Genomic DNA, 20,975 nt, shown 5'->3' on the forward strand with positions numbered 1-20,975 from the left:
CTATTTTAAAAAGAGAACTGAGTTCCGAATATTACCGCCTGATAATCGGCTTGTGCATCGGAGGAGAAATCCTGGAGTTCCATCATCAGCATTAGGTTATCGGTAACCGGCATGCGGGCAAAAATCATAGCCAGCTGGTTTTTGATAGCCGGGGATGAGCCCACGGGTGTTGTTTCGGAGTCTTGATCCCCCTCCCCGAAACTGCCGCCGATCAGGATATCTTTGAAGTCGTAGGTCGCTTCGAGGTACCACTGACTTGCGTTAACATCAGCTTGATCCAAGCCGGTGCCCCCCGAAATGTTTAGTCCAATCAGGCCATCGGCACCTATACTGTTGGTGATGGAGTAGGACCCGAGCAGCGTCAAGGCTCCTGTTTGAAGTTTTGATCCCAGTTCCCATCCGGAAAATGCATAGGAAAAATCCTGACTGATGACCTCCACATTTTGGTGAAGGCCGCTGCTCCAAAATTGCAGGTCACCGAAATCAAATGCTCTATTGTAATGTATTTGTGCTTCTATGCGGGGGGTGGCCGTTTCCAAGTCAGCGGATCGGTTTCCACTTCCGTTTGGCTTTTCCGGATTTATTAATCCTGCTTTAATGGTAAAGCCGTTGATTTCGGGAGTGGTGTAGGTTAGCCGGGGATTGAAATTGGCATAGGTATAGCCGGTTCCAATGCGTCCGAGAGTCGCATCAGCGGCATCAGGCCCGCCGAATCGGCCTACGCCCAGCCCACTTCCATTGTCACCAATAGAGGTACTGTTGAAAATACCGAATCCCTTGCCGGCATGGATGGTCCCAAAATTACCTGCGATCTTAATTTGTGCAATACGGCTTTCGAACAACCCGTCGTTTTGGATGCCGGGACCTTGCAGGTGCGTATTGATTTGTACAATTCCTGTAACGGTAAGGCCTTTCTGGGTAGGTGCCGTAATACTAACGGTCAGGTTTGCGGGGTTAAATCCCGACATAATTCTGGTGGAAAACTGATCACTGTTTCCAATGCTGTAATCCCGGTGGTTAGAGCCAACAAGAAATACCGGAAAATCACCGGTTAGTTGGGCTTGCCAGCCATTAGTGTTGAACGAAACATCTTGAGCAGTACTTTGAAAGGGTAATAAAGTGCTTGCGAGCAAAAGAAGACCTATAGTTCGGGCATAGAAGGTTGATTTTTCCATAGTATAAATTGGTTAGTGGATGAAGATGAAGGCGTTGGAGGATCTGCTACTGAAGCAACAGGTAGAGTCCGGCGGCAAGCAGGGCGCCTAAGGTTGGCCCTACAACCGGGACCCAGGAGTATGCCCAGTCGCTGTCTCGCTTGCCGGGGATTGGGAGAATCGCGTGCATGATGCGAGGCCCAAGATCTCGGGCGGGATTGATCGCATATCCTGTTGGTCCGCCAAGTGATAATCCGATTCCAAGGACTAACAGCCCTACGGGGAGAGCTGAAAGGGATCCAAGGCCAAATCCAATTTGCTGTCCATTGATAGTGATGGTTTTCAGCATATCTCCGTTGGAAGAGATAAAGCCTGGTTCGACCAAGTAAAATACGCCGAAGACAAGCATGATTGTGCCGATAGCTTCGGTCATCACATTGTTCGGATAGTTTCGAATGGCGGGTATGGTAGAGTGAACGGCCAGTTTTAAATTACTGTCCTCGGTTTGTGCAAAGTGATCTTTATACGCCAGCCAAACAAGTAGGGCTCCTATAGCTGCACCCAGTAGTTGAGAAAGTATATAAAATGGGACTTGTGCCCATTCAAACAGACCGGCTCCGGCAAGGCCCACGGTTACTGCGGGATTAATGTGGGCCCCGCTGAATTGCCCGACCACAAAGACGGCGACAAAAACGGCAATCCCCCATCCCCAGGTAATGACAATCCACCCGCTGTCTTTTCCTTTGCTTTCGGTTAGTAATACATTAGCGACTACGCCATTTCCAAGGAGCATGAGAATGGCTGTTCCTATTATTTCTGCGATATATGGAGACATGAGAATAGGTGTTAAGGGAGTGAGGTTTTAATGTGTGTTACACTTTTTTCTATTTGAAAATGCATCGTTATGTGAAAATATATCGATCAGCTATCGCTTTGTATTCTTTCACTTGTTCTTTCTGCCATTGTTCATCGTGGCCGGCTTCTTGGGCCATGAGGCGTGCTACTTCAGGAGCCATTTCAATACTGGCTTTGGCATCAAGAAGTAGAGCACGCGTGCGGCGCGACAATACGTCTTCGACGGTAATCGCCATTTCGTTTCGTACGGCCCAGATAACTTCGGCTTTTAGATAGGGCAAGCGCTCATGCAGCCGTTCGCCCAATTCGGGATTGCTTTCGATTATTTTCTCTACGGCTACCTTGTCGGATCCGTAGTAATGTAGATGTTCTTCACGATCAACATTCTTTAGCCAACCGTGGATACGCAGGTCTTCTGTAATGCAGTCTTGTTCATTTAGTCCTGCAACCGTAGCAGCTTTATCAATAGTATCTTCGGCCATTTTTCGGTAGGTCGTCCACTTGCCACCGGCAATAGTAACCAGTCCCGAAAGGGAAACCAGTAGAGTATGATCGCGTGATATGTCAGCGGTGTCTTTCGACCCACTGGGGCTAACGAGAGGACGAAGCCCGGCAAACACACTTTGGATATCATCGCGTGTTGGATTCCCTGTAAGATATTGTTTGGCATGATTCAGAATGAAATCCACTTCATCTTCCATTGCCATGGGTTCCAGGGACGGAGATTCAACGGGGGTGTCCGTAGTGCCGACCAGAATTTTATCGTGCCAGGGTACAGCAAATAATACGCGGCCGTCTTCGGTGTGGGGGACCATGATGGCGCTATCGCCCGGCAAAAAATCTTTATCAAGCATAATATGTACGCCTTGGCTTGGCACAATAATATCCTGGGCATCCGAGTCATCCATTTCCAGAATATCGTCGGCAAAAACGCCGGTAGCATTCACGACGGCGCGGGCGTTAACTTCGAAATCTTCGCCGGTTAATTGATCTTGTGCCGTAACGCCGCTCACGGCATCATTGGTTTTGAGGAGTCCCGTAACTTTAGCATAGTTAATAGTGTAGCCTCCGTGATCCATAGCAGTTTGCGCCAGGTTGATGGCCAGTCTTGAGTCATCGAATTGCCCGTCATAATAAATGACGCCGCCTTTAAGGCCTTTTGATTCGATTGTAGGTAGCAATTCAAGGGTTTTCTCCCGCGACAGATTTTTTGATTTCCCAATCCCCAGTTTGCCGGCCAGCATATCATACACTTTCATGCCGATACCGTAAAAAGGTCCTTCCCACCAGTCGTAGTTGGGTACAATAAATGATTGGTTTTTTACAAGATGAGGAGCATTTTGAATTAAGAGTCCCCGCTCTCTCAGTGCCTCCAAAACCAGTGCAACATTCCCTTGCTGCAAATACCGAACGCCGCCGTGCACCAATTTGGTGGATCGGCTTGAGGTTCCCTTGGCAAAATCGTGTTGCTCCAGAAGCAGTGTCTTATAACCTCTTGAAGAGGCATCGACAGCAGCACCAAGTCCGGTTGCACCCCCACCGATAATGACAATATCCCAAAAGTCAGTTTCTTTTTTGACTTTATCGAGCATGGTTGTTCTATCAATATTCATAACAAAATGGTTAATGTGAGAATTACTATTTGTTTTCTGCAGTGCTATGCTTTTGACCACGCATTGGCTGCCTTGAGGGCACGATCCCATCCGTCAATTAACTTCTCTGCTTTTTGGGGATCCATTGTAGTTTCAAAGCGATTATCTTCTTTCCATTGTTCACTGATCTCCTCTTGGCTATCCCAGTACCCAACAGCGAGGCCTGCAAGATAGGCTGCACCGAGGGCGGTGGTTTCCAGAATTTTAGGACGAATAACAGGAGCTCCGAGGATGTCCGACTGGAATTGCATGAGTAGGTCATTTTCAGTGGCTCCACCGTCTACACGCAACTCACGGATATCAATGCCCGAATCGGCTTCCATGGCTTTGAGAACATCGCGCGTTTGGTACGCTATAGCTTCCAAAGCTGCTCGTGCAAAGTGTCCCGAATTGGTTCCTCTGGTCATACCTACAATTGTTCCCCTTGCATGCTGATTCCAGTGAGGAGCGCCAAGGCCTGCGAAAGCGGGCACGATGTATACGCCATCGTTGTCGGGAACTGTTTTAGCTAATGCTTCAACTATGGTTGACTGACGAATTAATCCCAGTTCGTCGCGCAGCCATTGCACAATAGCACCCCCGATGAAGATGCTGCCTTCCAATGCATACTGAACCTTTCCGTCGACCTCCCAGGCTATGGTGGTAAGAAGATTATTTTCGGACTTAATAAATTGGTCGCCCGTATTCATAATCATAAAGCAGCCGGTACCGTAGGTATTCTTTACCATTCCGGACTTCACGCAGCGTTGGCCAAATAGTGCGGCCTGTTGGTCGCCTGCTATGCCTGCAATGGGGATTTTACTTGAGAAAATGGTGGTACGCGTATGCCCGTAGATTTCACTCGACTGTTTAACTTCCGGCAATAAAGATTTGGGGATATCTAATAAGTCAATAATTTCATCGTCCCATTGTCCCTCCCTAATATTGTATAGCATGGTCCGAGAGGCATTGGTTGCATCCGTAATATGAAGATCACCGCCGGTGAATTTCCATACGAGCCAGGTATCCATGGTACCGAACGCCAGTTCTCCTTTTTCTGCCCGTTCCCTTACGCCTTCCACATTTTCGAGGATCCAGCGAATTTTGGTAGCCGAAAAGTAGGAATCGATCATCAACCCGGTTTTCTCCTGAATCATCTCGGTATATCCCTGCTCTTTCAGGCTGTCACAAAAATCAGAGGTTCGTCGATCCTGCCATACAATGGCATTGTAAACCGGCTTACCGGTTTTTCGATCCCAAATTAGCGTAGTTTCGCGTTGGTTGGTAATGCCAATTCCTGCGATATTGTTACCGTTTATACCCGCTTTGGCAATCACTTCGGCCACTGTACTGGCTTGCGTAGACCATATCTCATTTCCGCTATGCTCTACCCATCCGGCATTGGGATAAATTTGTTGAAATTCGGTCTGAGCTGATGCCACAATAGCGCCTTGACGGTCAAAAATGATGGATCGGGAACTGGTAGTGCCTTGGTCGAGTGCTAATATATACTGATCATACATGGGAAACGGGTTTTAAAGATTGTGGATGGCGATCATTTGTATTGATGTATGGTTGTCTATACAACTTGTAATTAAGTTGTGAAACCGGTTACAATAAGTCAAGAAAAATCTTTATAAAGAGAAAAAATAATTTCGTCTTGCTAATATTGTGCAAGACAGCGCTTTAGTAATCGGGCTAAGCTAAGATATTCTTTGATCTGCAAGATCTATGGGTAATCCGGCCTCGGTGTGAGTGCGATCGTAGGACATCGTTTTTGTAGTAAAGCTGATGCGATCGCTTCGGTAGACATCTTCGGAATACTGGAAATATTCTCCTTCACTGGTTTGGATAAGCCGCTTCAGCAATAGTAATGGCGTTCCTATGGGAATATTCAGCATGTCGTGCTCAGTTTCTCCGGCGTTTATTGCCTCGATATGCTGGACCGCTTCGCCCAGGCGAATATCAGTATGATCGTATAATAATTTAAAAATAGAATTGTCTTCCAGATCTTTTTCGTAGATAGGTTTGAAAAGACGGTAATTGAAATAGGAGCGTTCAATAATTAATGGCAGGCTATCGCCATATCGAACCCTGATTATATGCACTACTTTATCGTTATCCGACAAATGCATCCGATCTTTTAGTTCTTCTGGCGGAGTAATAATCTCTTTATGGAGAAGCTTGGCGTCAGGTTTGATGTTATTTCGTTTCATCAGCTCACTAAACCCAATCAGCTGATCGGATGTTTGTTCAATTTTCTTATAGGTAACGAATGTCCCTTTGCCTTGTTCGCGTACCAAATACCCCTGATTGATCAACATTTTAACTGCTTCACGTACAGTTCCACGACTTACATCAAACTGCTCCACAAGTTCGGTATCGCTGGGAAAACGATCGTTTTCTTCGTATTCACCGGATTGAATCTTCTCCAGCAGCTTTTCATAAATCTGATAGTACTTGGGACTGTTTGGAGAAAATGAAATCATCGGAAAATTATTTGTGGTTAAGCTGTTCGCTGATGCTTATTGGAATATTGCATTCCTACAGAATATAAAAAATATGCACATTAGTCATCGAAGGCTAATATCATCCTTTTAGATTGATCAAAGCATATAATTGCCACCTAAAATTATTTTGCTGCACTCAAAAGCATATCGGAATAGGAGTGGGAGATAAGTTGGGCGTCCGAAATTTCAAATAGCGTGAGGTATTTCTGGCACTGCTCGCGAAGTCTTTCTTCCCCGATAGTGCCATCTTCATCGATGGCTTCAACTTCTACAAAGTTGCCGAGTTCTTTAACCTGATCGATGTGAAACTTAACGTTATCGATAAAGTAGATTTCCCGTTGTTTATCTACGACTACTTTAGTGTTTAGGGCATTATCAAGCAAGCTTAGTAGTTTGTCGGGATGTTCTGCGGGAACCAAGTTGATATTTGAGGCCTTAGGTCCGGATTGATTGTCGCGCTTATAAAAGATTAGGTTGTTTTCAATCGTACCCTGGCGCAACTTTAGCCTTCCTTCAGGTACATCAAAGTAGGTATCTATTTGATGATCGGTGCCTTTGAAATCGGCATTATGCTGCTTAAGTATCTCGCGGATGTGATTGGGCTGATTGCATCGGGCTTTAATTTCGATATTTAGGATACTCATAAATAAGGAGTTGTTTATGAAATCGGTCTGACCTCATCATTCTGGACGCCGGCCCATTCCAAATACCGATTACGAACTTCTTTGATATGTTCATTCAAATTATCAACAGTCCAGTCCGAAACATCAATAGCTTTATGGATGTGAGCAGTTACTTGACCTGATTTGGTGATCATGGTTCCGCCCTTGCTAAGGTCGCGGTTTCCTTCAAAATAGATGGGCACAATGGGATAGTCCAAATCCATGGCCATCCGAAAAGGACCTTTTTTAAAGGGACCGATGATACCGGGATGTTTGCGTGATCCCTCGGGAGCCATCATCACGGAAAGCTCATCGCGTTTAATGCGACGGTGTGTTTTCTTGAGGGTTTGAATAGCCTTCTCTGATTTTTCGCGCTTGATAAAAATTTGTCCGGTAAGGCGCCCTAAAATCAGAAAAATGGGATTGTACTGAAATTCCCATTTAGCTACAAAACGTATTTTGGGCAATCCCAGCGCCAGCAGGGTAAGGACGTCCAGCGTTGAACTGTGATTAATGATAAAAACGGCAGGGCTGCTTAGTTCGTCAGCATGCATCTTGACATCAAAGGAGATGCCGCTAACCCACATCACGGGACGTACCATGATGGGGGCAATTTTTTCGACAACAAAGTTCGAGGCTTTACCAAAGGATATCAGCAGTAGAAATAAAATGATCGGGGTAAAGAGTAAAAAGATCAGAAAAAACGTAGCGATGGCAAGAATGCTGCGCAGGTATTCGGTAAAGCCAAAATCCGAGTAGCTCATAATGACCCTTATCTATTCACTAAATGTGGTGAAGCCTAATATAGTAAAATGATGATTGATTGCGAGAATAGTCGTTTGATTTGATGACGGCTTTTATACAGATTGCGGTGACTTTTCGAAAAAACAACCATAAAGAGAATGACAGACACCAATAATTCAATACTTTCACAATTTTCTAAAGGAAATCGTATTAACATAATAATAGCCCTTATTGTGATTGTATTAGGGGTTGTTTTTGCCGGTGAGTTACCGAAGTATGGCGATCATTATGGATTTTTATCCGTACTGCCCCCCTTAATTGCTATTGTACTGGCTTTTTGGACACAAGAGGTGGTGAGCTCTCTGTTTGTAGGTATTGTGTTAGGAGGATTTATTTCCGGGAATATCAATATTGTGGATGCTTACCTGATACCGTCAATCGGAACTGAGGATTTTGCGCTCATTTTACTGGTGTACCTGTGGTCGCTCGGTGGATTGATTGGAATTTGGACGCGCACCGGTGGTGCTGAGCGTTTTGCCGAATGGGCCGCTAAAAAAATGGTGCGTGGACCCAGAAGTGCAAAATTCTTTACCTGGTTAATGGGGTTGATATTTCATCAAGGCGGAACAATCAGTACGGTCCTAACGGGAGCCACCGTGCGCCCCATTTCGGATGAGCAGGGGGTTTCGCACGAGGAAAGCTCCTATATGGTGGACTCGACGGCATCACCGGCCGCTACCGTAATTCCCTTCAATGTTTGGCCGCTCTATATTGCTGGGTTGTTGGTAGGAACCATTCCGCTATTTGAGACCAATCAGGATGTTGTCACCTTTTTTATTCAGGCCATTCCATTCAACTTTTACGGGATTCTAGCTATTCTGATGACCCTGTTTTTTGCGTTGGAGCTGTTGCCGTGGATTCCAAGCAAGAAAATGCGTGAAGCCATCCAACGATCCCGTGAAACCGGCAAGTTGGATCGGGATGGTTCTGATCCGATGTCTTCGAAAGAGTTGACCGAGATGGATATTCCGGAAGATTATAATTCAGGATTGGTTGATTTTTTTGGTCCCATAGGCACACTGCTTGGCGTGGCAATCATTCCCTATATAATAACCTACTACTTTTTGGGTAACACCGAAGATCCCCTGCTGATGATTGCAGAGGCTTTTGTCTTGGCCGTACTTGCGGGAATGTTTATAGCGTTGGCCAAAGGCATGGAGCTTAAAACAGTGATGGATGGTTTCGTGGATGGTTGTAAAGGTGTAACGATTGGCGCTATTGTGTTAGCTTTGGCGGTAACATTAAAAGAGGTCGCTGAATCGGTGGGTACAGCCGAGTATGTTGTTGCTCTGGTGGGCGATTCCATTGCGCCCATGTTTTTGCCTGCCATTTTGATGGGATTATGTATGCTCATTGCGTTTGCGGCTGGTACCTCATTTGGGACCTATGCGGTGGTATTTCCGGTGGCGATGCCATTGGCCTGGACCATATTACCTGATCCATTCTTTATAACACTCTGCTTTGGAGCGGTTGTAGGCGGAAGCGTTTTTGGAGATCAGTGTTCGCCTATCTCGGATACAACCATTCTTTCTTCACTGGCTACGGGTAGTGATTTGATGGATCACGTAAAAACACAGATTCCCCTGGCACTTTTGGCTGCGGGAATCGGAGCCGTACTCTACACGCTGATTGTGGCAGTATTTGTGTAAAAGGATCGTTCTTAATCTGGTTACGTTGCTTAGCTGCGTAACCCAATCTTATATATTGTTAGGTTGCTGAGTGCTTTACATCTAAAATTGTTAAGTGGCTATTCTTCCAACTCCGAAGTGCAGTGTGGACAACGTGTTGCCTTTGCGGAAATATCTGAAAAGCAGTAGTTGCATTTTTTTATTGATGGAGCTACCGGTTCGGGCTTTTCTTCCGGCCGTTTCAGCTTGTTGATATAGCGGATAAGGATAAATACAGCAAATGCTACGATCAGAAAGCTGATGGCAGTATTTATGAACAGACCGTAGTTTAAGGTAACTGCACCAACTTCCTGGGCAGCAGATACAGTGGCGTACGGCGGTGGAATACTGCCTTCCTTAAGCACGATGAAAAATTCCGAAAAGTCGACTCCTCCCAATAGTAAGCCCAGCGGAGGCATTAATAGATCCTTAACAAGTGATTGAACAACCCCGGTAAATGCAGCTCCGATGATAATACCCACGGCCATATCCACTACATTCCCCTTGATGGCAAATTCTTTAAAGTCCTTAAGCATAATCCCTCCCTGTATAGATAATAGTTAACTACTTGATAGAACTAACGTTACGAAAAAGTAGAATGAAAACCTATAGGTGTGGTTAGATCAAGAAATTTCGGACAGAAAATGCCGTGATGGTTACGATTGTGGAATGATCGCAGAAATATCCTCGAAGTTGAGATAAAGTTCTTCCATTTCTTTGCCATCATCATCCTTAACCTCAACTTTGTCGAGAACATCGTTTAATTCAATACTTCCAGCTGTAATATCTACTGTTACTCCGCTCTCAAAGATGATTTTGTAGTTAGTCATCACTTACGTGCTTTTAATTAGAAAGTATCAAGATAGCTGCAGCGAGCGATTTCAATTGCATAAATGGATACTACTACAATATATAAAGTAAAGTCCTAAAGCATGAAAAGTATATCCGCTATTCTTCTTCGTCCGCAGGTTCTTCATTCTCTTTTAATTTAGTGTCGTCAGCGGTTTTCTCTTGCGTCTCTTCTTCAATCGGTTCCTCTTCTGCTGCTCCATTCAGCCACTGCATGACTTTTCTACCGGATACTTCTTCGTGTTCAATGAGTTCATCGGCAAGTTTATCCAAGATATCTCTGTGTTCAGTAATAGCGGTCATGGCACGGTCATACGCCTCTTTGAGGATTCTCAGAACTTCCTCGTCTACTTCGCGGGCCGTATTTTCGCTGTACTCTTTAGAGCTACCCATCTGTTCGCCCAGAAATACCTGCTCGCGCTGACTGCCGAAGGCGATGTTGTTAAATTTATCGCTCATACCCCAGTCGAGTACCATCTTGCGAGCCAGTTTTCGAATCTGTTTTAGATCGTTTTCGGCACCGCTGGTGGCCGTATCAAAAATGAGATTTTCTGCAGCACGTCCGCCCATCATCACAGCCATGCGGTCGAGCATGTATTTCTTTTCATATAAATACTTCTCTTTGTCGGGCATCTGCATAGTTACACCCATGGCTTTGCCGCGTGGAATTACGGTTACCTTGTGTATGGGATCGGTATTAGGTAATACCGCTGCAACAATAGCGTGTCCGGCTTCGTGATAGGCCAAAAGTTTTTTCTCGTGGTCAGTGAGCCTGATGCCTTCGCGCTTAAGACCCATCATCACCTTGTCGCGGGCTTGGTCAATATCTTGTTGTTCAATAGCTTTTCGCTTATACCGTGCCGCAATAAGAGCAGCTTCATTGAGCAGGTTCTCAAGATCGGCGCCGCTGAAGCCGGGTGTGGAACGGGCAATTTCTTCCATATCCACACCTTCTGAAACTTTCTTGTTTTGTGAGTGGATTTTAAGTATCTCCTCACGATGTTCCTGCGTAGGCAGATGTACGGTAATTTGTCGATCAAAACGCCCGGGACGCAGTAATGCCTTATCCAAAATGTCGGGTCGGTTGGTTGCTGCCATTACGACGACGCCTTCGTTTTTCTCGAATCCGTCGAGTTCTGAAAGCAGTTGATTGAGCGTTTGTTCGCGCTCGTCATGACCGCCGCCAAGTCCGGCCCCACGTTTGCGACCGATGGAGTCGATTTCGTCAATAAAAATAATTGCAGGCTCTTTTTCTTTGGCCTTGTTGAACATGTCGCGAACGCGCTTGGCACCGACACCAACAAACATCTCCATAAAGTCAGACCCGGTAATTGTAAAAAATGGAACCCCTGCTTCGCCTGCTACTGCACGAGCAAGTAGTGTTTTACCGGTACCCGGTGGGCCCACCATCAACAGTCCGCGGGGAAGTTCGCCTCCCAGAGAATCAAATTTATCGGGATCCTTCAGGAAGCTAACCACTTCCTGGAGTTCTGTTTTGGCCCCTTCAAGACCGGCTACGTCATCAAATGTAGTGTTGACAGTCTCGGCATCCTGCAGCTTGGCCTTGCTTTCTCCGATCTTGAACATATTCTGTCCCTGCATGCGCATTTGCCGGAAGAACTGGAAGCCAATCATGATGAGGAAAATGAGCGGTAATCCCCATAGCAGTACTGTCCACCAGTTGAAGTCACTTTTAGGGCGTGTTTCTACTTTTACCTCGTTTTCCTCGAGCATGTTCATCAACTTATCATCGCCAAAGGAAGGAAGATAGGTGTTAAAGCTTTTGTAATGGGTAGTATCGTTTTCGGCTGCTTTAAGTTGTGTTTTTTGCTTAAGATCACCGGTCACTTGGTCACCCTGAATAACAACCTTCTCAACATTACCGGAGGTGATTTGATTACGGAATTCACTGTAATCTATCGTGGGAGGGCCGCCAAAAAGTCCACCGCTTTGCGAGCTGAATAACCAAAAGCCAAAAAGCGCTGCTAAGACAATCCAGTAAAATGTGTACTGATGTTTACCGCCGGGACCCTGAAGTCCTTTATTCTTTTTTTGATCGTTTTTGTTCGGATTTTGCTTCTTCTTATTCTCGGGCATAGAATCGAATTAAATGAAATCAACTAAAATTTGGATAAATATGTATCACATTCAACGAAAGTTAACGGTGTTTAAATTCCAAGATTATTAACCGTTTAACTTTTTTTACTCTGAATTATACAAAAAAAGCCTCTGAGGCTATCAACCAGCAGAGGCTTAGAGAGAGTTTCTTTACATATTGTGAGTCGGGAGGGGATCGAACCCACGACCCACGCCTTAAAAGGGCGTTGCTCTACCAACTGAGCTACCGACTCTCGGGTCAAAAACAGATTCCAAATATACGGATTTCGACTAACTAATTTCAAGGAAAAATTGAGTAAAATTTTATTTCTCATAATTTCGGTATTACGGGGAAGGAAATTGGTCGATTCCAGTAAAAAAATGGTACCTTCAATGTATTTTAGAATTTAAAAGAGAAAGTATATTGCGTCACAATATTTTAGAACAGCATTCTATTTATCCCATTAAGATTCCTACTCCATTTGCAGTGGGAGACGTTTTTAGCTATCTGATTAAAGACGAAAAAAATGTACTGGTTGATACCGGTCAATATACTGATGACGCCTTTGAGTGTGTTCGTCATCATTTAGGTGAACAGGGACTTGCAATTGAAGATCTCGATGAGATTTGGCTCACGCATGGGCACCCTGATCATTATGGGCAGGCTACTCGACTTGCTGACCGTGCGGGCGCAGTGGTGTTCGGACATCCCCTGGAGCGGTCAAACTTTGGAGGAAGTGATGATGCCGAATTATTTGAAGCCTTTTTCCAAAAACATGGTATTCCCCAAGATCGCATTCAGACTATGGTTAATCAGCTGGATTGGCTGCAACAATTTCAGCTGCCGATTGAACCTGAATGGATCCGAGAGGAAGCGGTGCTCATTAGCGGTGACCTTTCGTTCGAAGTTATTCATACGCCCGGTCATGCTCCCGGTCACGTAGCATACAAAAGTAACATGGGGGTCATTTTTGGTGGGGACTTGTTACTGGGACATATCAGTACCAATGCTTTAATTAATTTTGATGCAAAAACAGATCAACGCAATAGAAGTTTATTGCAGTACCGAGAATCGTTAAAATGGATTCGCGAGCAGGGAGGGCTGGTGCTACCGGGTCATGGAGAGATCATAGAACATGCAGCCTCTGTTGCTGATCATCACCTAAATGAACACCGAAATCGATATCAGAAAATTAAGAAGCTGCTGCGTGAACAGCCGTTGACGTTATTGGAATTATCCCAACAAATTTTTCCGGATGCTATTAAAAAGGGCGCCCTATTTCTTGTTTTGTCGGAAGTGCTGGGTTATTTGGATTGGGGAATCCATGAAGGAGTTATCGAAGTGGACGAGGCAACAATGGAATATCGAGCTATCAAATAGTTTTTCATGGAATGAATTATGAATTAGGAATTTAAAATGAAAAATTATAACTGTAGCGTTGCTTGTTTAATTTGAGTTCAAGATTCCAAAAACTGAAAATTTCCAATTATCATGTCTACGATATTCACGAAAATTATTGAAGGTGAAATTCCGTGTCACAAAGTAGCTGAAACCGACGACCATATCGCTTTTTTGGATATTAATCCTATAGCCGAGGGCCATACGTTAGTGGTGCCCAAAAAAGAGATAGACTACTTTTTTGATCTTCCGGATGAGTTAATGGAAAGTACTATGGCAGTATCCCGACATATTGCAAAAGCAATCGATAAAGCGTTAAATCCACTGCGGACCGGTGTTATTGTCCAAGGATTGGAAGTACCGCATGCCCACGTGCACTTGATACCATTGTATAAAGCGAATCAGGTGATGGCGTTGGGTCATAATGTATCGGTCAGCGAGGAGCGGATGGTTGAGCTGAAAGAAAAGATCACAGCTGAGGTGTCCCTATGAAAATATCAGTTCTTAACGGACCTAATTTAAATATGTTGGGGAAACGTGATCCCGAGCAATATGGAACCGACACACTGGAGGATATTGAGCAATTGCTTATCGATTCGTTTTCCGACCATGAAATGACTTTCTTTCAAAGTAACTTAGAGGGAGAACTTGTTGAGGCTATTCAATCACTGATGAATAGCAATTTTGACGGCGTCATTGTGAACTTCGGAGGATTCTCACATACCTCGGTGGCTATCCGTGACGCACTTGAGTTAATTGATATTCCAATTGTGGAAGTACACCTTTCCAATGTTCATGCCCGCGAAGAATTTCGGGAACGCACGCTAACGGGAGCGGTGGCAGATGGCATTATTACAGGATTTGGGAAACAAAGTTATCTGCTTGGGGTACATGCACTTGAAAAGTTGGTTGAGAAACACTGAAAATGGCGAATATCATCCTGAACTTGTTTCAGAATTTTTTGTAGGGACAAAATAAAAGCCGCCTTTTGAAAAAGCTAAGAGAACTACTTTCTGATACGCTTATTTATGGGATCAGCAGCGTGCTGGCTCGTTTCATCGGTTATCTGCTGGTACCGCTGCATACCGATGTATTTCCCACATCGGAGTATGGAGTGGTGAGTTTGGTTTATGCCGGTCTCGCTTTCCTGAATGTTATTTTCACCTTTGGCATGGAGTCGGCCTACCTGCGTTATGCCAAAGATCGGGAACAGGCAAAAAATGTCTTCAAAACGCTGCAAATAGGACTGGGAGCCCTTTCTACCGTCTTGGTTATATTACTTGTTTTTCTTTCACCAGCTTTGATGCCGGCCATGAGCCTGGAGTCCACCGGGAGCCAAAACCTGTATTGGATGATGCTAGGTATCCTCTGGTTCGATACGATGGTGCTGGTGCCTTTTGCTGAACTTAGGCTGGTGCGTCGCCAGTGGCTGTTCGCCATTTTTAAAACGGGTAACATTTTGGTGAATGTGGGTCTTCAGTTTTATCTGATTCTTGGACTGAACTGGGGTATTGAAGCGGTATTTTTTGCAAGTCTTGTTGCCTCAGGCTTGACAGCCGTTGCGCTCTGGATTGCTACAGCGCCTATGCTTAAAGGTAGCTGGGATACTCCCGTATTTCGTAAAGCGCTTAAATTTGGATTGCCTTTTGTTCCCGCAGGGCTTGGCTATGCCATCAATGAGACTCTGGACCGCTTTTTCTTGGGCAATTATTTATCACAATCTACGGTGGCTGAGCTTTACAGTCCCGAAATGGCCCCTGACGATGTTGTAGGAATCTACAGCGCATGCTATAAATTGTCGGTATTTATGTTGTTGCTGGTGCAGATGTTTCGGATGGCTTGGCAACCTTTCTTTCTGCGAGAATCTGATGATCCTGATGCTCCCGAACTTTACCGCGATGTCTTTCGGTATTTTAATGTCGTTGCCGGAATATGCTTTTTGGTCGTGGCCCTGTTTGCCCAACATATTGTCCAGATAAAAGTACCGGTGCTGGATGTCTATTTGGTAGGTGAGCAATACTGGTCAGGACTTAGTATTGTACCTGTGCTACTTGGGGCATATTGGTTTCAGGGCTGGTACATGAACTTTTCGGCCGGTATCTTTATCGAGGAGGAAACCAAAATCCTGCCCGTTATAACGCTTATCGGAGCTGCAATAACTGTAGCAGCCAACCTGCTGTTGATTCCTCATTACGGGATGATGGGGTCGGCATATGCCACCTTTCTAAGTTATGCGGCAATGGCAATGATGCTCTATTACAAAAGCGTTCGCATATATCCTGTCAATTATCAACTTGTACGCACATTTCTGATGATGCTAGTCGCTGCCGGTTCATTGTATGCCTTGCCGTGGGTAATAGGGTGGATGGGTTCGGAATGGACGAGTCGCTTTACCGTGTTATTAATAGGCGGAGCAGGAATGGTCTTATTAGCAATTCCAAATTATTTTCAGAAGAAATAAGACCATTTTCCCGGTTGTGAATGAGAGCGATAAAGGGAATTCCTGCCCTTTTTTGAAACTATTAGCTCAAATATTTAAAACTATTTGGTGATACTATTATGAAGGGCAATGTTGGTATTTATGTGGACGCGGTAAATGTAACCATGAACGGTGGATTTGGTCTTCGATATGATGTTTTACGTAAGTTTGCCTGTCGCGAAGGCATGACCCCGTCTCGGATGAATGTGTATCTGGCTTTTGACGAGAGGCGAGCTGAAGAAGATCCTGATTACAAAAATAAAACCACTCGTTTTAGTGAAGTCCTCCGGGATTTTGAATACAAGGTGATAAAAGAACCTGTTCAATATTATCGAGATACGGAGACTGACGAAATTATTACCAAGTCCACGGTCGATATGGATATGGCCGTGGATATGATCACGCAGGCCGATGACATGGACAAGTTGGTACTGCTGACTAATAATGGCAGTTATGTGAGCGTGGTGGATGCCGTTCAGCGCAAGGGCACGCGTGTGGAGCTTGTGGGTTTTGATGATATGTCAAGCAATCTGAAAAAAGAATCGGATGTTTATATTTCGGGATATCTTATTCCGGGACTGTTGCCGATTGAATCGCCCTACGGCTGGGGCGAACCGGGCTCCAAGGTGCGAGGGGTTTGCTACGATTTCTCCCACGAGGATGGGTATGGTTTCCTTCGTTTTCTTACGGATATAGGGGAAAATCTCTGGATCACCGATTCCCGTTTTGAGGAATCTCCCTACAGCACAGTATTTGCCCATATCTCTCAATTCGAGAATAATTTTGATACCGACTTTCTACCCAGCCGAGATCTTATTTTCGAGTTCGACCTGGTCGAAAATGAGAAAGGATTGGTTGCCGAAGATATCGTATTGATATCAGCACCATAGCCAGACAAAATCATTTATAAGCGTATTTAGCGATGATTGGCTTGCAAAAGCATTGAGCAGAAAATAATCAGTGCTAAAATCTCTTAATGCCAATTAAATATTGCGCTTTATTGCAAATCTTCTTAGGCTCATTCCTAAAAGTAATAAAAGACTCTTTTGTCTAATTTAGTTTTTGGTTAAGGTTTTACCGGGAGTCTCAATTAACGGATATTGTTATGAAAGAAAGTATTGAAATTGCGCAAGATGCCCCTCTCAATCACATGCGCCAGTTTATGGCTGATCTTGAGCTGGATGAAGAGAACTTTGAATTTTACGGCAAATATACCGGAAAAATTCGACTGAATGTATTAGAGAAATTCAAAGATCGTCCCGACGGGAAACTTATACTCGTTACAGCAATGACTCCAACGCCTGCAGGCGAAGGTAAGACGCTTACTTCAATTGGATTAAGTCAGGGGCTTCAGAAAATTGGAAAGAAACCGCTTGTTGCCCTTCGTGAACCGTCACTTGGTCCCGTGTTTGGTATTAAGGGTGGTGCAGCCGGAGGAGGGTATTCGCAGGTAATACCGATGGAGCGAATTAATCTTCATTTCAATGGAGATATTCACGCTCTTTCAACAGCCCATAACCTTTTAGCTGCCATGTTGGATAATCACATTTACAAAGGCAATGAGCTGGATATAGATGTGACCAATACGCTCTGGGATCGCGCGATGGATATGAATGACCGCGCCCTGCGCAATACGGTGGTGGGATTGGGCGGAAGAGTGAATGGCGTGCCTCGGGAATCCAGCTTTTTGATTACGGCAGCCTCAGAGATCATGGCAATTTTAGCATTGGCTACTTCGCGCGAAGATTTGAAGGAGCGGCTTGGAAAAATTGTGGTTGGATATAATCGATCGGGTGAAGCCGTCCGGGCTCGTGACCTGGATGCACACAAAGCGATGGCAGTTGTTCTAAATGAGGCAATAATGCCGAACCTGGTGCAAACGCTTGAGCACGTACCGGCCCTTATACATGCCGGTCCGTTTGCGAATATCGCCCACGGTACGAGCAGCATTTTGGGCAATAAAATAGGACTCAAGCTTGCGGATTATGTAGTGACGGAAGCTGGTTTCGGGGCTGATCTGGGAGCAGAGAAATTCTTCGATATTGTTTGCCGCACATCCGATATCTGGCCATCGGCAGTTGTTCTGGTAGCAACCTGTCGCGCAATTAAATATCACGGAGGGTTATCGGTAGAACAGGCTCAAAATGGGTATGACGATCCGGAGATTTTTGAAAAAGGCTTGAAGAATCTTCGGGCACACATCCAGAATATGAAAAAGTTTAAGGCTCCGATCGTAGTGGCCATCAATAAATTTGAAGGTGACCGGCAACATGAAATTGAACGTATTTATGAATTCTGTAAGGAGATGGGCGTAGCGTGTGCCGTCCACGAAGGCTTTGCCAAAGGGGGCGAAGGCGTAACTGAACTGGCAGATAAAACGGTAAAACTTGCCGAGTCTAATCCCGATCCGGAAAAAGTAACATTATACGATTTGGAGCAACCGGTAGAAGAAAAGATTCGTACTATTGCTACAGAAATCTATGGTGCCGAAGAGATCTATTTAGAAAAAAAGGCCCTTAAAAATCTGGCAAAGTATAAACGACTCGGATATGGTGATCTTCCTATTTGTATTGCTAAAACGCAGTCGTCACTTTCAGATAATCCAACACTGAAAGGTGCGCCTAAGGATTTTACGCTTACGGTAACCGATGTACAATTGTCGGCCGGGGCAGGATTCCTGGTCATTATCTGTGGTAATATGATGTTGATGCCGGGTCTGCCCAAAAGACCTGCCGCAGTAGATATGGATGTAAATGATGACGGTGTTATTACGGGTCTGTTTTAAATACTTTTTGGCTCGGTGGGGGAAATGAAAAAGGGACTTCGCTTTGGTCTGCGAAGTCCCTTTTTGTAAATGCAAGTAGTGAGGGCCTTACGTCCTCAATTTATTTGCGATTTATTTGTCCATCAGCTGACGGAATTCTTTAAGTACAGAATGTACGTGATCAGCCGACTCATCTAGAAGTTGTTGTTCTTCGTCGTTTAAGTCAACCTCTATTATTTCCTTAATGCCGCCTTTCCCCAGCTTGACGGGAACGCCAAGGAACAAGTCCTTTTGGCCATATTCGTCGTTTAGGTACGCAGCACAGGGAAAAACGCGATCTTGGTCGAGCATAATTGCTTCAACCATCTGTGCGGCTGCAGCACCGGGTGCGTACCAGGCAGAGGTTCCCATCAGGTTGACGAGCTCACCGCCGCCGCCCTTCGTACGTTCCACAATTTCTTCGAGCTTGTCCTCATCAATAAACTGAGTGATCGGCATTCCGCAAACGGTGGTAAAACGGGGAAGGGGTACCATCGTGTCTCCGTGTCCACCAAGTAGTAGCGCTTGAATGTCTTTAGGTGATACGCCAATTTCTTCGGCAAGGAACGAGCGATAGCGAGCCGTATCCAAAATACCGGCCATACCCATTACGCGACTTGAATCAAGTCCGCTGGTTTCGAGGGCAACCTGCGCCATTACATCCAGGGGATTGGATACCACAATAAGAATAGTATTTGGAGAATGTTGAACTAATTGTTCAACAACGCCTTGAACAATATTTGCATTGGTTTCGAGCAGGTCATCACGACTCATGCCCGGTTTACGAGGAACACCCGCAGTAATGACACAAACATCAGAACCAGCGGTATCTTCATAATCAACCGTTCCGGTCAGCTTGGTATCAAACTGATGGATGGGCGATGATTCCCACTGGTCAAGTGCACGTCCTTTTGATGGATAAATTTTATCTCCGTCTTTCTCTTGTACGATATCGACCATGACAACCTCTTTGGCAAAATCACGTTGCGCTACGGCCATTGATACCGTTGAGCCGACATTACCGCCGGCACCGACTACTGTTACTTTCATGAGACTAATAGTTTTGGGGGTTAAAAATTCAGGTTAAATATAATATTTTATCTCCTGAATTTCAGGGACAGAAAGGGTGAAGTGTAATTGTTGAAGGTTGAATGTTGTAGTATAAGAACTACAAACTTTTAACATTCAACACTAAGATTGTTGCCGCGAATCCATGCCCCACATAAGCTTATTGCGGAGAGTATCAAAATAGCTTTGGTTGGGCAATTCAATGAGATCAATAGTAAAGTTTGAGCGTTTAATATTGACCTCATACGGATAGTCGAAGATCTCTTTTATTTGCCCATCGTAAGAAAATAGCACCTCATGGTCTTGTTTCTGAACAGTGACCTTGAGGTGTTTATCTGACGGTAATACAAGCGGACGCGTGGTAAGTGTGTGAGGATTAATAGGCGTTACCACCATCACGTCAGTATTCGGCATCACGATGGGTCCCCCGGAAGATAGATTATATGCCGTAGAGCCGGTAGGTGAGGCGACAATTAACCCATCTGCCCAATAGTTGTTGATAAACATTTCATTGTACTCTGCGCTTACGTTCACCATTGAGGTAGAATCCTTTTTTGAAAACAGGAATTCATTCAGCGCATGATAAATGTTGCCCTGATTATCTTTGGCTTCCAGCAGATAGCGCTTTTCGATGCGATATTTGTCTTTAACGAGGTAATCGAGTGCCTGATGGAGATTCTCTTTTTGGGTATAGGCCATAAAGCCCAGGCGTCCGCTATTGACTCCAAGAATAGGTTTTTGGATACTCTTCATCAGGCGAGCGGTATATAGCATTGTACCGTCCCCGCCGAGAGCAATAATAACATCTGCATGATCGATAGCTGATTCCTCATCCTCCACTACTACTGCAGACGGGTGATCTTTGCCATCATACAGTTCTTTTAAATCCGAACAAAAGTATACCTTTACCTCGTGTTCGTCCGACCATGTTAACAGATCGATAAAGGGGTCCTTAACGGAATATTTTTGGGGATTTGCAATAACCGCAAATTTCATG

19 protein-coding genes and 1 tRNA gene are annotated in these 20,975 nt (G+C 44.9%); 7 read left to right on the plus strand and 13 right to left on the minus strand.

Features of this window, described 5'->3' with window-relative positions:
* Window positions 1-5 precede the first annotated feature (5 nt).
* The 7 genes from ACT3IB_RS06080 to ACT3IB_RS06110 all read right to left on the minus strand — a co-directional run bounded on the left by ACT3IB_RS06080 (window position 6) and on the right by ACT3IB_RS06110 (window position 7,576).
* The gene (locus ACT3IB_RS06080) at window positions 6-1,175 is read right to left on the minus strand and encodes a porin family protein (RefSeq protein ID WP_491538113.1); all 1,170 of its coding nucleotides are present in this window, start codon (window positions 1,173-1,175) and stop codon (window positions 6-8) included.
* 46 nt (window positions 1,176-1,221) lie between these two features.
* Window positions 1,222-1,989 carry an MIP/aquaporin family protein gene (locus ACT3IB_RS06085; RefSeq protein ID WP_491538114.1) on the minus strand — a complete coding sequence of 256 codons (768 nt, stop codon included), beginning with the start codon at window positions 1,987-1,989 and terminating at the stop codon, window positions 1,222-1,224.
* Between the two features lie 67 nt (window positions 1,990-2,056).
* The gene (locus ACT3IB_RS06090) at window positions 2,057-3,616 is read right to left on the minus strand and encodes a glycerol-3-phosphate dehydrogenase/oxidase (protein ID WP_491538322.1); all 1,560 of its coding nucleotides are present in this window, start codon (window positions 3,614-3,616) and stop codon (window positions 2,057-2,059) included.
* A gap of 50 nt (window positions 3,617-3,666) precedes the next feature.
* Window positions 3,667-5,163: a glycerol kinase GlpK gene (gene glpK / locus ACT3IB_RS06095; RefSeq protein ID WP_491538115.1), complete on the minus strand. Its 1,497-nt coding sequence runs from the start codon at window positions 5,161-5,163 to the stop codon at window positions 3,667-3,669.
* 180 nt (window positions 5,164-5,343) lie between these two features.
* On the minus strand, window positions 5,344-6,129 hold the full coding sequence (locus ACT3IB_RS06100; protein WP_491538116.1) for a GntR family transcriptional regulator: 786 nt from the start codon (window positions 6,127-6,129) through the stop codon (window positions 5,344-5,346).
* Between the two features lie 143 nt (window positions 6,130-6,272).
* Window positions 6,273-6,794: a class IV adenylate cyclase gene (locus ACT3IB_RS06105; RefSeq protein ID WP_491538117.1), complete on the minus strand. Its 522-nt coding sequence runs from the start codon at window positions 6,792-6,794 to the stop codon at window positions 6,273-6,275.
* A gap of 14 nt (window positions 6,795-6,808) precedes the next feature.
* Entirely contained in the window at window positions 6,809-7,576 is a 768-nt protein-coding gene (locus tag ACT3IB_RS06110; protein ID WP_491538118.1) for a lysophospholipid acyltransferase family protein, read from the minus strand.
* Between the two features lie 138 nt (window positions 7,577-7,714).
* Between ACT3IB_RS06110 and ACT3IB_RS06115 the strand changes: the two genes are divergently transcribed.
* Complete coding sequence (locus ACT3IB_RS06115) at window positions 7,715-9,265, plus strand: Na+/H+ antiporter NhaC family protein (RefSeq protein ID WP_491538119.1); 1,551 nt, start codon at window positions 7,715-7,717, stop codon at window positions 9,263-9,265.
* Between the two features lie 98 nt (window positions 9,266-9,363).
* Here ACT3IB_RS06115 and mscL read toward each other — a convergent pair whose 3' ends face one another.
* The 4 genes from mscL to ACT3IB_RS06135 form a co-directional block, all read right to left on the minus strand.
* Entirely contained in the window at window positions 9,364-9,819 is a 456-nt protein-coding gene (gene mscL / locus ACT3IB_RS06120) for a large-conductance mechanosensitive channel protein MscL (RefSeq protein ID WP_491538120.1), read from the minus strand.
* 120 nt (window positions 9,820-9,939) lie between these two features.
* Window positions 9,940-10,113: a hypothetical protein gene (locus ACT3IB_RS06125; protein WP_491538121.1), complete on the minus strand. Its 174-nt coding sequence runs from the start codon at window positions 10,111-10,113 to the stop codon at window positions 9,940-9,942.
* A gap of 118 nt (window positions 10,114-10,231) precedes the next feature.
* Window positions 10,232-12,229 carry an ATP-dependent zinc metalloprotease FtsH gene (gene ftsH, locus ACT3IB_RS06130; RefSeq protein WP_491538122.1) on the minus strand — a complete coding sequence of 666 codons (1,998 nt, stop codon included), beginning with the start codon at window positions 12,227-12,229 and terminating at the stop codon, window positions 10,232-10,234.
* A 181-nt stretch (window positions 12,230-12,410) separates the two neighbouring features.
* Window positions 12,411-12,483 (minus strand) — tRNA-Lys (locus tag ACT3IB_RS06135).
* Window positions 12,484-12,653: 170 nt separating this feature from the next.
* On the opposite strand from ACT3IB_RS06135, the gene ACT3IB_RS06140 reads away from it, so the two are divergent.
* The 6 genes from ACT3IB_RS06140 to ACT3IB_RS06165 all read left to right on the plus strand — a co-directional run bounded on the left by ACT3IB_RS06140 (window position 12,654) and on the right by ACT3IB_RS06165 (window position 18,892).
* On the plus strand, window positions 12,654-13,610 hold the full coding sequence (locus ACT3IB_RS06140; RefSeq protein ID WP_491538123.1) for an MBL fold metallo-hydrolase: 957 nt from the start codon (window positions 12,654-12,656) through the stop codon (window positions 13,608-13,610).
* Window positions 13,611-13,721: 111 nt separating this feature from the next.
* A complete protein-coding gene (locus tag ACT3IB_RS06145; RefSeq protein WP_491538124.1) occupies window positions 13,722-14,120 on the plus strand; it encodes an HIT family protein in 399 nt (132 codons plus the stop codon).
* Window positions 14,117-14,551 (plus strand): type II 3-dehydroquinate dehydratase, encoded by a 435-nt coding sequence (aroQ, locus tag ACT3IB_RS06150; RefSeq protein ID WP_491538125.1) that lies wholly within the window; start codon window positions 14,117-14,119, stop codon window positions 14,549-14,551. Before ACT3IB_RS06145 ends, aroQ begins: the two co-directional genes overlap by 4 nt.
* A gap of 65 nt (window positions 14,552-14,616) precedes the next feature.
* Window positions 14,617-16,089, plus strand: a complete 1,473-nt coding sequence (locus ACT3IB_RS06155) for a lipopolysaccharide biosynthesis protein (protein ID WP_491538126.1) — start codon at window positions 14,617-14,619, stop codon at window positions 16,087-16,089.
* A gap of 98 nt (window positions 16,090-16,187) precedes the next feature.
* Window positions 16,188-16,997: a LabA-like NYN domain-containing protein gene (locus ACT3IB_RS06160; protein ID WP_491538127.1), complete on the plus strand. Its 810-nt coding sequence runs from the start codon at window positions 16,188-16,190 to the stop codon at window positions 16,995-16,997.
* Between the two features lie 215 nt (window positions 16,998-17,212).
* Complete coding sequence (locus tag ACT3IB_RS06165) at window positions 17,213-18,892, plus strand: formate--tetrahydrofolate ligase (protein ID WP_491538128.1); 1,680 nt, start codon at window positions 17,213-17,215, stop codon at window positions 18,890-18,892.
* Window positions 18,893-19,003: 111 nt separating this feature from the next.
* Here the strand turns inward: ACT3IB_RS06165 and mdh are convergent, their stop codons facing one another.
* Entirely contained in the window at window positions 19,004-19,960 is a 957-nt protein-coding gene (gene mdh / locus ACT3IB_RS06170) for a malate dehydrogenase (RefSeq protein WP_491538129.1), read from the minus strand.
* A gap of 141 nt (window positions 19,961-20,101) precedes the next feature.
* Window positions 20,102-20,974 carry an NAD(+)/NADH kinase gene (locus tag ACT3IB_RS06175; protein WP_491538130.1) on the minus strand — a complete coding sequence of 291 codons (873 nt, stop codon included), beginning with the start codon at window positions 20,972-20,974 and terminating at the stop codon, window positions 20,102-20,104.
* Window position 20,975: the final 1 nt, after the last annotated feature.

This window comes from Fodinibius sp. GM21, from assembly GCF_058386955.1.